General features: G+C 70.1%; 11 protein-coding genes. 3 read left to right on the top strand and 8 right to left on the bottom strand.

Annotation, left to right across the window (positions count from 1 at the left end; translation table 11 throughout):
* The first annotated feature begins 186 nt into the window (after positions 1-186).
* Positions 187-3,237, top strand: a complete 3,051-nt coding sequence (gene uvrA / locus AC07ZS_RS28555; protein ID WP_494801820.1) for an excinuclease ABC subunit UvrA — start codon at positions 187-189, stop codon at positions 3,235-3,237.
* 4 nt (positions 3,238-3,241) lie between these two features.
* Here uvrA and AC07ZS_RS28550 read toward each other — a convergent pair whose 3' ends face one another.
* Both AC07ZS_RS28550 and AC07ZS_RS28545 read right to left on the bottom strand, forming a co-directional pair.
* Complete coding sequence (locus AC07ZS_RS28550; RefSeq protein WP_494801819.1) at positions 3,242-4,072, bottom strand: MipA/OmpV family protein; 831 nt, start codon at positions 4,070-4,072, stop codon at positions 3,242-3,244.
* Positions 4,073-4,079: 7 nt separating this feature from the next.
* Positions 4,080-4,637, bottom strand: a complete 558-nt coding sequence (locus AC07ZS_RS28545) for a hypothetical protein (RefSeq protein ID WP_494801818.1) — start codon at positions 4,635-4,637, stop codon at positions 4,080-4,082.
* Positions 4,638-4,787: 150 nt separating this feature from the next.
* Between AC07ZS_RS28545 and AC07ZS_RS28540 the strand changes: the two genes are divergently transcribed.
* The gene (locus tag AC07ZS_RS28540; RefSeq protein WP_494801817.1) at positions 4,788-6,341 is read left to right on the top strand and encodes a CYTH and CHAD domain-containing protein; all 1,554 of its coding nucleotides are present in this window, start codon (positions 4,788-4,790) and stop codon (positions 6,339-6,341) included.
* Between the two features lie 10 nt (positions 6,342-6,351).
* On the opposite strand, the gene AC07ZS_RS28535 is transcribed toward AC07ZS_RS28540, so the two are convergent.
* From AC07ZS_RS28535 to pyrF, 5 genes are all read right to left on the bottom strand, one after another.
* On the bottom strand, positions 6,352-6,969 hold the full coding sequence (locus AC07ZS_RS28535) for a glutathione S-transferase family protein (protein ID WP_494801816.1): 618 nt from the start codon (positions 6,967-6,969) through the stop codon (positions 6,352-6,354).
* Positions 6,966-7,685, bottom strand: coding sequence for a glutathione S-transferase family protein (locus AC07ZS_RS28530; RefSeq protein WP_494801815.1), 720 nt, complete (start codon positions 7,683-7,685; stop codon positions 6,966-6,968). Before AC07ZS_RS28530 ends, AC07ZS_RS28535 begins: the two co-directional genes overlap by 4 nt.
* 75 nt (positions 7,686-7,760) lie before the next feature.
* Complete coding sequence (locus AC07ZS_RS28525) at positions 7,761-9,221, bottom strand: DUF1501 domain-containing protein (RefSeq protein ID WP_494801814.1); 1,461 nt, start codon at positions 9,219-9,221, stop codon at positions 7,761-7,763.
* A gap of 10 nt (positions 9,222-9,231) precedes the next feature.
* A complete protein-coding gene (locus AC07ZS_RS28520) occupies positions 9,232-11,103 on the bottom strand; it encodes a DUF1800 domain-containing protein (RefSeq protein WP_494801813.1) in 1,872 nt (623 codons plus the stop codon).
* A gap of 155 nt (positions 11,104-11,258) precedes the next feature.
* Positions 11,259-12,098 carry an orotidine-5'-phosphate decarboxylase gene (gene pyrF / locus AC07ZS_RS28515; protein WP_494801812.1) on the bottom strand — a complete coding sequence of 280 codons (840 nt, stop codon included), beginning with the start codon at positions 12,096-12,098 and terminating at the stop codon, positions 11,259-11,261.
* A gap of 35 nt (positions 12,099-12,133) precedes the next feature.
* On the opposite strand from pyrF, the gene AC07ZS_RS28510 reads away from it, so the two are divergent.
* Complete coding sequence (locus tag AC07ZS_RS28510; RefSeq protein ID WP_494801811.1) at positions 12,134-13,045, top strand: DMT family transporter; 912 nt, start codon at positions 12,134-12,136, stop codon at positions 13,043-13,045.
* A gap of 50 nt (positions 13,046-13,095) precedes the next feature.
* Here the strand turns inward: AC07ZS_RS28510 and AC07ZS_RS28505 are convergent.
* The coding region (locus tag AC07ZS_RS28505) for a uracil-DNA glycosylase (RefSeq protein ID WP_494801810.1) at positions 13,096-13,684 on the bottom strand (589 nt) is incomplete at its 5' end.

Here is a 13,684-nt window from a genome sequence, read left to right as displayed (position 1 = left end):
GGATTCAGGGGGGACGGCGTATTGTCGGCGAAAGGCCGGTGGCCGCCGGGCGGAGGGGCGCAAAACCGCGTGGCGGCTTATCATGCCGGGTTGCCCTGAACACCGCATCGCGCCTTGAACCAGAACCTGCCCCCGGACCTGAATTTGCCTGGATCGACCGGCGCCGCCTCCCGCGAGACGCCGTCCGTGGGCGAGCCGTCTCCCCGCTACCTGGGCGCCGCCTTGCGGCACGCCAGCGCGTTCCTGTCGGTGCGCGGCGCGCGCACGCACAACCTCAAGAACATCGACCTTGATATCCCCAAGCATGCTTTGGTGGTGATCACGGGGCTTTCGGGCTCGGGCAAGTCCAGCCTGGCCTTCGACACGCTGTATGCGGAGGGCCAGCGCCGCTACGTGGAGAGCCTGTCGGCCTATGCGCGCCAGTTCCTGCAGCTGATGGACAAGCCCGACGTGGACCTGATCGAAGGCCTGTCGCCCGCCATCGCCATCGAGCAGAAGGCCACCAGCCACAACCCGCGTTCCACCGTGGGCACGGTGACCGAGATCCACGACTACCTGCGCCTGCTGTTTGCGCGCGCGGGCACGCCCCACTGCCCCGATCACCACCTCCCCCTGACCTCGCAGAGCGTGGCGCAGATGGTGGACACGGTGCTCGCGTTGCCCGAGGGCACGCGCCTGATGATCCTGGCGCCGGTGGCGCGCGAGAAGAAAGGCGAGTTCACCGAGCTCTTCGCCGACATGCAGGCCCAGGGCTATGTGCGCTTCCGGGTGGACGGCGCGGTGCTGGAAGCCGAGGCACTGCCGGCGTTGAAGAAAACCGAGAAGCACAACATCGATGTGGTGATCGACCGCATCAAGGTGCGCGCCGACGGCGAGGAAGAGGGCGTGAACCCGCTGCGCCAGCGCCTGGCCGAGAGCTTCGAGGCCGCGCTGCGCCTGGCCGACGGCCGGGCCATCGCGGTGGAGATGGATGCGGCCGAAGCCGGCGCCGCCCCGCGCGAGCATGGCTTTTCGGCGCGCTTTGCCTGCCCGCTGTGCCACTACACCGTGGGGGAGCTCGAGCCGCGCCTGTTCTCGTTCAACTCGCCCATGGGCGCCTGCCCCACCTGCGACGGCCTGGGCCACACCGAGTTCTTCGACCCCGCACGCGTGGTCGCGTTTCCCTCGCTCAGCCTGGCCAGCGGCGCCATCAAGGGCTGGGACCGGCGCAACGGCTATTACTTCGCCATGATCGAGAGCCTCGCGGCGCACTACCGGTTCAACGCCGAAGCGCCCTGGGAAAGCCTGCCCGACGCGGTGCAGCAGGTGCTGCTCTATGGCTCGGGCGAGGACGAGGTGAAGTTCAGCTACGCGCTCGAATCGGGAGAGCGCGCGGGCAAGAAGGTCAGCAAGAAGCACCCCTTCGAGGGCATCGTGCGCAACTTCGAGCGCCGCTACCGCGAGACCGACAGCGCCGCCGTGCGCGAGGAGTTGGCGCGCTACCGCGCGGTGCAGGCCTGCCCGGAGTGCGCCGGTTCGCGCCTGCGCCGCGAGGCGCGCCACGTGTTCGTGGGCGAAGGCGAGCAGAAGCAGCCCATCTACAAGATCAGCCACGTCACGCTCGGCGAGGCGCTGGCCTACTTCCAGAAACTGGAGCTGCACGGCGCCAAGGGCGACATCGCCGCGCGCGTGATCAACGAGATCCGCCAGCGCCTGAAGTTCCTGAACGACGTGGGCCTGAACTACCTCAGCCTGGACCGCAGCGCGGAGACGCTGTCCGGCGGCGAGGCGCAGCGCATCCGCCTGGCCAGCCAGATCGGCAGCGGCCTGACCGGCGTGATGTACGTGCTCGACGAGCCCAGCATCGGCCTGCACCAGCGCGACAACGACCGCCTCATTGCCACGCTGCAGCACCTGCGCGACCTCGGCAACACGGTGCTGGTGGTCGAGCACGACGAGGACATGATCCGCACCGCCGACCACGTGATCGACATGGGCCCCGGTGCCGGCGTGCACGGCGGGCGCGTGATGGCGCAGGGCACCTGCGAGCAGGTCATGGCCACGCCCGATTCGCTCACCGGCCAGTACCTCGGTGGCACGCGCCAGATCGCCGTGCCCGCGCGCCGCACGCCCTGGCTGCCGGTCGTGAAGAAGGGCGAAGCCCCGAAGGCGGCGCCCACCAAGCCGCGCTTCCCGCCCAGCCCGGCGGCCGAGCGCCGTGCCGCGCGCGAGGCCGCGCACCAGGCCACGCTGGGCGAGCTGCAGGAAATCCGCGTCGTCAACGCGCGCGGCCACAACCTCAAGGGCGCCAGCGTGGCGTTCCCGGTCGGCCTGCTCACCTGCGTCACCGGCGTCTCCGGCTCGGGCAAGTCCACGCTGGTCAACGACACGCTCTACGCCGCCGTGGCGCGCACGCTCTACCGCTCGCACGACGAACCGGCCGCGCACGATGCCATCGAAGGCATCGAGCATTTCGACAAGGTCATCAACGTCGACCAGTCGCCCATCGGCCGCACGCCGCGCAGCAACCCGGCCACCTACACCGGCCTGTTCACCGGCATCCGCGAACTCATGGCCGAGATGCCCACCGCGCGCGAGCGCGGCTACGGCCCGGGCCGCTTCAGCTTCAACGTGGCTGGCGGCCGCTGCGAGGCCTGCCAGGGCGACGGCGTGGTCAAGGTGGAGATGCACTTCCTGCCCGACGTCTACGTGCCCTGCGAGGTCTGCCACGGCCAGCGCTACAACCGCGAGACGCTGGACGTGCAGTACAAGGGCCGCAACATCGCGCAGATCCTGGACATGACGGTGGAGCAATCGCACGCCTTCTTCAGCGCGGTGCCGACGCTGCACCGCAAGCTGCAGACCCTGCTCGACGTGGGCCTGTCCTACATCCAGCTGGGCCAGAGCGCGACCACGCTCTCGGGCGGCGAGGCGCAGCGCGTCAAGCTCGCGCTGGAGCTTTCCAAGCGCGACACCGGGCGCACGCTCTACATCCTGGACGAACCCACCACCGGCCTGCACTTCGCCGACATCGAGCTGCTGCTCAAGGTGCTGCACCAGTTGCGCGACGCGGGCAACACCATCGTGGTGATCGAGCACAACCTCGACGTCATCAAGACCGCCGACTGGGTCATCGACATGGGCCCCGAAGGCGGCTCGGGCGGCGGCACGGTGGTGGCACAGGGCACGCCCGAAACCATCGCCGCGCACCCCGACAGCCACACCGGGCGCTACCTGCGCCGCCTGCTGACGGTCTAGTGGCCTAGTTGTTGCGGTACGCCAGGCCCACCGTGGCGCCGTAGGCGGTCTGGCGCCCCACCAGCGGGCTGCGTGCGGCCGCACCCTGCAGTTGCGACACGCCCACGCCACCGTAGGCCACCCAGTGGCGGCTGAGCGCCGAGGTGATGCGCCAGCCCAGCGAGACCGTGTCCCAGCCCGAGCCGATGGCGAAGGCCGGCACGCCGGTGGCGGCCGCCGGTGCCGGGTCCACGCCGTAGTGCGTCTGCCGGTAGGTGCCGTTGGCCCAGCCCGCGCCCAGCGAGAGGTCCCAGTGGGTCTGCGAAGACACCGGGTGGCGGTAGCTCAGGCCGTGGTCCAGGCGCAGGCCGCCCGCGCGACCCAGCAGGTCCTGCGAGGCGCGCACCGAGTACGTCCAGCGCGAACCCAGGGCGGCGTTGGCGCCGACCCGGCCGCGCAGCGTGGCGCGCACGTCGGGCAGGCCGCGGAACACGGCATCGTCGTCCCACGAGCGGCCTTCGTCGATCGACAGCGAGGTGCTCAGCGACCAGCGGTCGTTGCCGGCCAGCACCGTGCTCACGCCGGTGTCCACCGACTTGCGGCCCTGGCTCAGCAGGGCGCTGGCGCCCGAGGTGGCGAAGCGGAAGCGCCCGAGCTGGAAGGCCCAGATCGGGCGCAGCCGCAGGCGCTGCTCGACATCGCTGCCCAGTTGGGGTGCGGACGACACCAGGGCGGCGCCCACGAGGTAGTCGCGGCTGGCCTCCAGGGCCACGTCGTCGGTGGGCGGCTGCGCCGCGCCCGCAGCCGTGCTCAGGGCCAGCAGCGTCGCCGTGGCCGTCAGGGTGTGGTGGTGCATCGCGGTGTCAGAACCGGCCCAGGTCTTCGATCGCGTCGACCACCATGCCGGTGCCCACGGCGATCATCAGGATGTCGGCCGCCACGCGCACGTATTTGTAGCCCGAAGGCGGCAGGCCGATCTGCACCGACACGCTGTTGGGCACCGGGTAGTACACGACGTCGTGCGGCAGCGGATAGCCCATGCGCCACTTCTTCGCCTGTCCCGGCGGCATGCATCCGTTGCGTTTCTTGGCCAGGCCGGGCGGGCAGTTGCCGGCCTTGAACCGCGGCTCGTAGTAGTCGTGGGCGATCCGGCGCTGGGGTTCGCCGAAGTAACCGCCGATCTGGATGTTCACCGACACGTTGGTGGAGGGCGCGCGCGGGCCGTCTCGGCGATCGTCCCGGCGGTCGTCGCGCCGATCGTCTCGGCGGTCGTCCTGGCGTGACGGTGCGTGCTTCTCGTGTTTGTCGTGCTTGCCTCCCTTGTTGGCCCATTCGGGCTTTTCGGCCAACGCGGGCAGGCTGCCCAGCAGGGTCAGGCTCAGGAGCGCGATGGAGAGGGCGGGGCGTTTGGAGAGGCTCATGTCGTGGGTGGTTTCGTAGGGGATCCTGTGCGATTCTGGCGTGGCGCCTGGGCGGTGTCGTTACAAGGCGTAAGCGCGTGGCGCGGTAGATGAATCCGCGCAGGACTGGCAGACTCGCCGCTCGTCCCGTGCCTCCCTCACCATCGATCCATGCCCCAGGAAACCGAACTCAAGCTTGAACTGCACCCCGAGGACCTGCCGCGCCTGCTCGCGCACCCGCTGCTGAGTGGGGCCGCGCCGCGCCGCGAACGCCTGTTCAACACCTACTTCGACACCTCCACGCTGGCCCTGCGCGCGCAGCGCATGGCGGTGCGCGAGCGCCGCGTGGGCCGCCGCACCCTGCTCACGGTGAAGACGGCGGGAACCTCCGTCGGCGGCCTGTCGCGCCGCGGCGAATGGGAGGCCGCGTGCCGCCCGGGGCGGTTCGACTTCGCCGCGCTGCTCGGTGACGACGTGCTGGCGCAGCAACTGCTGAGCGTGGCCTGGCAACTGGTGCCGGTGTTCCGCACCGACTTCACGCGCCGCAGCTGGACGCTCGCCCACGGCGGCGCGGTGGTCGAAGTGGCACTGGACCAGGGGGCCATCACCACAGGCAACGCCGAGGGCAAGCACCGCCGGGCCATTCTGGAGCTGGAGCTGGAGTTGTTGAGCGGGCCGGTCGATGCCCTGCTGGACCTGGCGCACACCCTGGCGCTGGGCCCGAGCGGGCAGGCCGCGCAAGGGCTGCGGCTGCTGCCGGCCCAGCGCAGCAAGGCCGAACGGGGCTATGCGCTCTTCACCGGCGAGCGCCTGAGCCCTGCCAAGGCCGGGCCGCTGGTGCTGGACGCGCGGATGTCGCCGGTGACGGCCTTCCAGGCGGCCGCCCTGAGCTGCCTGGCCCATCTGCAGGCCAACGAGGCCGGCGTGCTGGAACCCGGGCCGGACGGTGCCCTGCCCGACCCCGAGTTCGTGCACCAGGCGCGGGTGGCCCTTCGGCGGCTGCGCACCGGCCTGCGCCTGTTCCGCGCGCACCTGCCGCGCCGTTTTGTCGCGCACTGGGCCGCCGAGTGGAAGGCGCTCGCGGGCCGGCTCGGGGATGCCCGCAACTGGGACGTGTTCGTCACCGAGCGCCTGCCTGCCTGGCGGCCCGAGCCCCTGGAGGGCGCCCCGCTGACCCCCGCCGAGCAGGCGTTGCTGGACTGGGTGCAGGACCAGCGGCGGGCGGCCCACCGGCGCGCGGCGCAAGCCCTGGGGGAGAGCGGGCACGCCTTGCGCCTGCTGGCCTTCACCCGCGCGGTGCTGGCCTTGCAGCCCCGCGACGAACCCGCCCCGAATCTGCCGGACTGGGCACGGGGTGCGTTGCGCCAGCGCCATGCGGCATTGCAAGCCGAAGCGCGCCGCGCGCGCCGGCTCGGGCCGGAGGGGCGGCACGAGCTGCGCATCGTCTTGAAGAAGCTGCGCTATGCGCAGGAATTCCTGGCCAGCGTGTTGCCACCCAGGCGGCTGGAGCGCAGCACCGAGGCGCTGGCCGATGCGCAGGAGTTGCTGGGACAGCTCAACGACCTGAGCACCGCCCAGGCCTTGCTGGCGACCGTGCCCGAAGGCCTGGCCACGCCCTGGGTCGAGCGCTGGCAGAACGACCTGCAGGCGCAGCTCGCGTCGGGTCTGCAGGCCCTGCCTTCCATGGAGCGCGCGCTGGCGCGCACGCCCACGCCCTGGGGTTGAGCCCGGGGGATCAGACCAGGGCGCTGGGCCGCGTCGCCACGCGGTCGCGCCAGGCCTGCAGTGCGTGGAGGCCTTCATCGGCGGGCTTGAAGCGCATCAGCCGCGCGAACTCGATGGTGCAGAAGGCGGTGATGTCCGCGATGGTGAAGCGCTGACCTGCCACCCAGGGATGGCGCTGCAGCTCGGCGTCGAGCCAGGCGGCGGTCTCGCGCGCCTTGGCCACCTGCGAGTGGCCGAAGTCCGGAAACTGCGGTTGCTCCAGTGGCGCCAGGCCGGGGTGCGTGTGGCGGATGGCGTTGGCCATCGGCAGCATGAGGTACCACTCCACGCGGCGGTCGGCCATCTCGATGAAGGCGCGTTCCTCGGCGGTCTGCCCCATCAGGTTGGGGGTGGGGTAGCGGCCCTCCATCCAGGTGCAGATCGCGCGCGTCTCGGTGAGCACGCGCCCGTCGTCGAACTCCAGCGCGGGCACGCGCGCCAGTGGGCTCTTGGCGCGGTAGTCGCTGGTCTTGTGTTCCTGGGCGTTGAGGTCGATGTTGACCAGCTCCAGGCCGTTGATCTGTTTCTCCACCAGGAACATCAGCACCCGGCGGGGGTTGGGCGCGCGTGGCGACACATACAGCTTCATGCGGCACCTCCGTCCGCCTTCAGGCTCTGGCCGGTCTCCATCAGGCGCCGGGCGTCTTCGGCGAAGCGCTGCGCGCCCCGTTCGCCGTCGCGCTCCAGGTCCATGGTCGAGGCCGGTTGCAGAATGCCGCGCTGCACGGCCGGGCGCGCGCGGATCGCGTCGCGCCACCGCTTGAGGTGGGGCAGGTCGCCGATGTCCACCCCCGACCAGCGGTGCGTGCGCACCCAGGCCCAGTTGGCGATGTCGGCGATGGAGTAGTCGCCTGCGAGGTACTCGTGCTGCGCGAGGTGTCCGTCGAGCACGCGGAACAGGCGCTTGCACTCGCCCTGGTAGCGGTCGATCGCGGCCGGGATCTTCTCGGGAAAGTAGCGGAAGAACACGTTGGCCTGGCCCATCATGGGGCCGATGCCGCCCATCTGGAACATCAGCCACTGCAGCACGAGCGAGCGCCCTTTCATGTCCGACGGCATGAGCCGGCCGGTCTTTTCGGCCAGGTAGATCAGGCAGGCGCCGGACTCGAACACCGCGAAATCGCCGGCTTCGTGGTCCACGATGGCCGGGATGCGGCCGTTGGGGTTGATCTTCAGGTAGTCGGGCTGACGCTGCTCGCCTTCGCTGAGGTTCAGCACCTTCAGCGCGTAGGGCAGGCCCAGCTCTTCGAGCGCGATGGACACCTTGTGCCCGTTGGGCGTGGCGGCCGTGTACAGATCGATCATGCGCAACCCCATAAAACCAGCAGCGCGCATCCTAGTGCGCGCCGGGGCCCGGCGGCTGTCGCGCAGGCTACGAGGTCACAGCATAAAGCCCAGGTTGGTGGGGTAGTCGGCGCTGTTGAAGTTGCCCAGGTTGGGCAGGATGCCGTTCATCTCGGCGCCCTGCACGCCGAACCAGGTGGCCAGGGTGCCGGCGTACTGGTCCACCGAGGTGCTGGGGAGCAGCCGGCCCTGGCCGACGTGCCACTGGTCGTTGGCGTCGGTGGTGGAGTTGCCCACGCTCACCGGCGGTGCCTTGCCGTAGAAGGCCTTGCCGGCCACCGCGCCGCCGACCAGGAAATGGTGGCTGCCCCAGCCGTGGTCCGAACCGTCGCCGTTGGAGGTGAGCGTGCGGCCGAAGTCGGAGGCGGTGAAGGTGGCGACCTTGTCGGCCACGTTCAGCGCCGCCGTGGCGTTGTAGAACGCGGTGAGCGCCGAGCTCAGTCGGTCCATCAGCGTGGCCTGGCCGCCGATGAGGTTGTCGTGCAGGTCGAAGCCGCCCATGGAAGCGAAAAACACCTGGCGCTGGTTGCCCAGCTGGGTGCGCGCGGCGATCAGGCGCGCCACCATCTTGAGCTGGTCGGCCAGGTTGTTGCCGGTGGGGAAGGCGTTGAACGGCGCGTCGGTGGCCGGGAAGGCGGCCAGCGCCGAGGTGATGGCGCTTTCGGCACCCACGGCGCGCGCGGTGACGAGGTTGTACTCGTTCTCCAGCACGTGGGTGCGGGTCTGCAGCGCCAGCGAGGTGATGGCCGCGCGCACCGCGGCCGAGTTGTAGACGTTGCCGTTGACCGCGCCGATCTTCACCGCGCCGCCGGTGCTGACCTGGTACGACAGCGCCTGGTCGCCCGAGAGGAACACCGTGTTGCCGGTGACCGAGACGCAGGTGAGCACGCGGTTGGTGTTGGACGAGAGGGCGAGGTCGCCGATGTGGCCGCCCCAGCCGGTGGTGGCGCCCTCGGGCTGCGACGACTGCCAGACCGACTGCTGGTCGTTGTGCGAGAACAGCTTGGGCGGCAGCGGGTAGGCCACGCGGTTGCTGCTGTGGTACTGCTGGCGCGTGACCGGCGCCACCAGCGGGCCGACGTTGAGCTGCACCGCGGCCACGCCGCTGTTGAACAGCCCGGCCAGCCCGGTCATGGACGGGTGCAGCGCGTACTGCTTGCCGCCGGGCAGGGCCACCGTGGGGTTGAGCAAGGTGGGGGTGAGCGCGGCCTGCGCCAGGGCGATGCCGCCGGCCGTGCGGTTCGCGCCGCCGCCCCGGATCGCGCTGTACTGGTCGTAGCTGGCGTTGTCGTAGTTGATGACGGTGTTGGCGTAGTCGTTGCCGCCGTTGAGGAACACGCAGACCAGGGCCTTGTAGTCGGTGGCGTTGAAGGCCGCCGCGTCGGCCATGGCTGCGAGGTTGAGCGCGGTGGGCAGGGCCGCACCGGTGAAGGCGAGCTGGCCGGCGCGGCGCAGGAAGGCGCGGCGGGTGTGCCGATCGGGCTGAATGAAATGCATGTCGGGCCCCTTACTTCTGGATCAGGTATTCGGGACAGGCCATGACCATCAGGATGGCGGCCCAGACGCGCCGGCGCTTGACGGTGTCGGAGCTGGCGGTGGTCACCGGCGTCGCGTTGAGCGCCGAGACCATGGTGGCGCGCGAGGCGCTGGAGACCTGGCCTGCGGCGAGCACCAGGCAGACGTGGTTCACCAGCGCCGTGGCGTCGGCCACCAGCGCGAGTTCGCGGCTGTAGTTGGCCTGCACGTCGTAGGCGTAGTTGGTCCAGGCGGCCTGCGGCGCGCCGGGCTCGGGGCAGTTGATGCCGCGTTCGATCACACCCTGCATGAAGTTCAGGTAGCCGCCGACGGTGGACTCGTTGACCAGCTGGAACTCGGGCGCGGTGGCGCCCGAGGCCGAGAGCGCCGTGCCCGGCGGCACGTAGCCCGGGCGGAAGAAGTTGAACACCGAGGGCGAGCGCAACGGGCTCTGGCCGAGCTGGGTGGCGGCGTTGTTGAGCTCGAAGATCTTCCAGCTGCCCGCCGCCGAAGTGACGCTGAAGGTGCGCGCCCACTGGATGAAGCGCAGCATGGGCTCGCGCAGCTTGCCGAAGGTGGTGCTGGCCAGCGAGGCCGGTCCGCGCGCCTCGTCGTCGAGCAGGATCGCCACCCACACCGCCTTGAGGTCGCCGCGCACGCCCGCACCGTTGTCGTTGAAGCGCGCCGCGACGCGCGCCACATAGGCCGGGCTGGGGTGGCTGGTCACCAGGCGCTGGATCATCTGGCGCGCAAAGAACGGGCCGGCGTTGGGGTGGTTGAACAGCGTGTCCAGCGCCATCCGCAGCGCGGTCGCGCCCGGGGTGTTGGCCGGCACCGTGGTGCCAAGAAAGCGCGCTTCCAGGTTCGAGTGCCGGTTGGCGTTGAACGACATGCGCTTGCCCGCGAAGGCCTTGGACTCGATGGTGTAGCTGTCCACCGGATGGCGAACACCGTCGGAGGTGTCGAAGTCGTAGCCGGTGAACACGCGCGCCAGGCCGGTCACGTCGGCCTGGGTGTAGCTCTCCACCGGCACGCCGCCGCTGGTCTTGACCGTGCCGTCGAGGTTGAGCTCGTACACGCCGATGGTGAAGAGCTGCATCACCTCGCGCGCGTAGTTCTCGTCAGGCACGCGGCCGGTGCTGACGTTCTCTTTCTGGTTGCCCTTGGTGTTGAGGAAGTAGCCCATCGCCGGGTGCAGCGTCACGTCCTCCAGCAATTGCCGGTAGTTGCCGAAGGCATGGCGCATCAGCGTGTCCCACCAGCTCGCGTAGGCGTGCGCGCGCCAGGTGAACTCGGCCGAAGCGAGCGAGGTCACGAAGAACTCCGACAGCGCCAGCGCGATGCGCTTGCGCATCATGTCCGGCCCGCTCAGCAACTGGCTCCAGAGCATGAAGTCGGCCGGGTACTGGTTGAAGAAATAGCTGTTGGCGTTCACCGCGCCGTAGCCTCGGGCTTCCAGCCAGTTCCAGCCGGTGGTGCCCTGGTAGCGCACGAACTGGTTGGCCAGCCATTGCGCGGAGCCCATGCCGCGCAATTCCGAGATCTCCGCCGGTGTGGAGGAGAACTGCGCCTGCTGAAGAAAGCGCGCGGCCTCGGTGTCGTTCGAGGGGGTGATGTGGCTGAAGCCCGCGGTGGGGAAATCGACCACGCCCACCGGCGGTGGCGCTTCGACCGTGCTGCCGCCTCCGCTGCTGCCACCACCTCCGCCGCCGCCACAAGCTGCGAGCAGCGCGGCCGCCGCCAGCGGCGTGAGCGCGTGCAGGGCGGCCGGCGCGGGGTTCTCCGGCGAAGCCCCGGGTTCGTGGTGTGCGGCGGCCACGCTCGCATCGGCCGCTGGTTCAAGCGCTTCCTCGATCTCCATCATGACGATCCCTCCTCGGTTCGACGAGCGCGAGTTTAGGGAGCCGCTTTCAACGGAAAAGGCCGAATTTCAAGTCGTTACAAGTGGGTGTGGCGCGTTCGCGGCACCCGCCCAACGGCGCTACCGCCGGGGTTTGCCCGGCGGCCATCTGTCGAAATTCAGGTGCGCGCAGCGCGCAGTTCGTCTCGTGTTTTCAGCGCCGCGCGGCGCGCCGCGTCGGCGAAGTCCGCGCCGGCCGACGCATACAGAATGGCGCGCGACGAGTTCACGATGATGGGGCCGGTGGTCTCGTCGCCCTGGGTGCGCAGGCCCGCTTTCACGGTGGCCACGGCGTCGCCGCCCTGTGCGCCCACGCCGGGAATCAGCAGGGGCAGGGTGGGCGCGATCTCGCGCACGCGCTCGATCTCGGCCGGGTAGGTGGCACCCACCACGAGACCGAGCTGGCCATTGAGGTTCCAGGGGCCCTGCGCCAGGCGCGCCACGTGTTCGTACAGGCGCGGCTCGCCTTCGATCGACGCGAAGCGCTGGTTCTGCAGGTCGTCGCCGCCGGGGTTGGAGGTGCGGCAGAGCAGGAACGCGCCCTTGCCGTGGTACTGCAGGTAGGGCTGGACCGAGTCGAAGCCCATGAAGGGCGAGAGCGTGACCGCATCGGCGCCGTAGCGCTCGAAGGCCTCGATCGCATACTGCTCGGCGGTGCTGCCGATGTCGCCGCGCTTGGCGTCCAGGATCACCGGCACCTGGGGCGCCACGCGGCGCATGTGCGCCATCAGCCGCTCCAGCTGCGCTTCCGCGCGGTGCGCCGCGAAGTAGGCGATCTGCGGCTTGAAGGCGATCGCCGTGTCGGCCGTGGCCTCGACGATGGCGGCGCAGAAGTCGTAGATGCGGGAGGCGTCGTTCTTCAGGTGCGCGGGGAAGCGGGCGGGATCGGGGTCCAGGCCCACGCACAGCAGGGAACGGTTCTGGCGCTCGGCGGTGCGCAGCATGTCGAGAAAGGTCATGGGCCGATTTTAGTTGGCCGACTAAGATCGCGGCCATGCACGCCCTGTCCCGACAACAACTCGTCCTGCTGGTTCTGCTCACCATCGTCTGGGGCATCAACTGGCCCATCATGAAGTTCGGCGTGACCGGCATGCCGCCGCTGACCTTCCGCACCATCTGCATCTGGCTCGGGCTGCCGGTGCTGGCGGCCTTCCTGTGGTGGCGCAAGGTGCCCTTCCGTGTCCCGCGCGAGCACTGGGTCGAGCTGTTCTGGCTCACGGTCTTCAACATGCTGTTCTGGCACACGCTGGCGATCCTGGCGATCCAGACGCTGTCCAGCGGGCGCGCCGCGATCCTGGGCTACACCATGCCGGTGTTCTCGGCGCTGGTGGGCAGCTGGTGGTTCGGCCAGCGCCTGAGCGGCCGTGCCTGGGGCGGGGTGGCCGCCGCCGCGCTCGGAGTGGCGCTGCTGCTGTGGCACGAGTTCACGCAACTCTCGGGCAAACCGCTGGGCGTGGTGATGATGCTGGTGGCCGCGGCCACCTGGGCGGTGGGCACGCAGATGATGCGCCGCACGCGCATCCCCTTGCCCACGCTGACGCTGTCGTTCTGGGTCACGGCGCTGACCGCCGTGTGGATGACCGCGATGGCGCTGGTGCTCGAGCGCGACGCCTGGGTCGCGCCTTCGCCGGGGATCTGGTGGGCGATTCTCTACAACGCGCTGGGCGTGTTCGCCTTTGCGCAGGTGGCCTGGCTCTCGCTGGCGCGAGACCTGCCTCCGATTGCGTCCACCTTGTCAGTAATGTTCATCCCGGTGCTGGGCGTGTTCACCGGCGCCTGGTGGCTCGGTGAAGTGCTGCACTGGCAGGACTGGGCGGCCGTGGCACTCGTGATGGTCGCCATCGGATCGGTGTTGTGGCCCCCACGCTCCGCCGCTGCGCGGGTCGCTGCCCCCCGAGGGGGCTGATCCGGCTTGGGGCGGCCCGGCGCCGGATCGTGGCCCCAGCACGCCGCCGTTCAGGCCTGTTCCAGCGTCTCCATCGCCAGACACAGGTCGGCCCAGGCCTTGCCTTTGTCACCGGGGGTGCGCAGCAGGTAGGCGGGGTGGTAGGTCACGATCACCGGCACGCCTTCGTAGCGGTGCACCCGGCCGCGCAGGCGGCCGATGGGCTCGGTGGTCTTGAGCAGCGACTGCACCGCGAAACGGCCCATGGCCACGATGACCTTGGGCTTCACCAGCGCCACCTGGCGCACCAGGTAGGGCTCGCAGCGCGCCACTTCCTCGGGTTGCGGATTGCGGTTGGCGGGCGGGCGGCACTTGAGCACGTTGGCGATGTAGGTGCCCTGCGCGCCCTCGCCCTGGCGGCTGCGGCCCACGGCACGCAGCATGTTGTCGAGCAGCTGGCCGGCCGCGCCCACGAAGGGCTCGCCCTTCAGGTCCTCGTTTTCACCGGGGGCTTCGCCCACGATCATCCAGTCGGCCTGCACGTCGCCCACGCCGAAGACGGTGTTCTTGCGGCCCTTGCACAGGCCGCAGGCCTGGCAACCGGCCACGGCTTCGCGCAGCTGGGGCCAGTCCATGCGGTCCACGTGGCTGGGGCGGGCG

Source organism: Hydrogenophaga sp. GW456-12-10-14-TSB4 (assembly GCF_059424305.1).
Note: the sequence above shows the minus strand (reverse complement) of the source record. Positions and strands in the feature narration are given on the sequence as shown.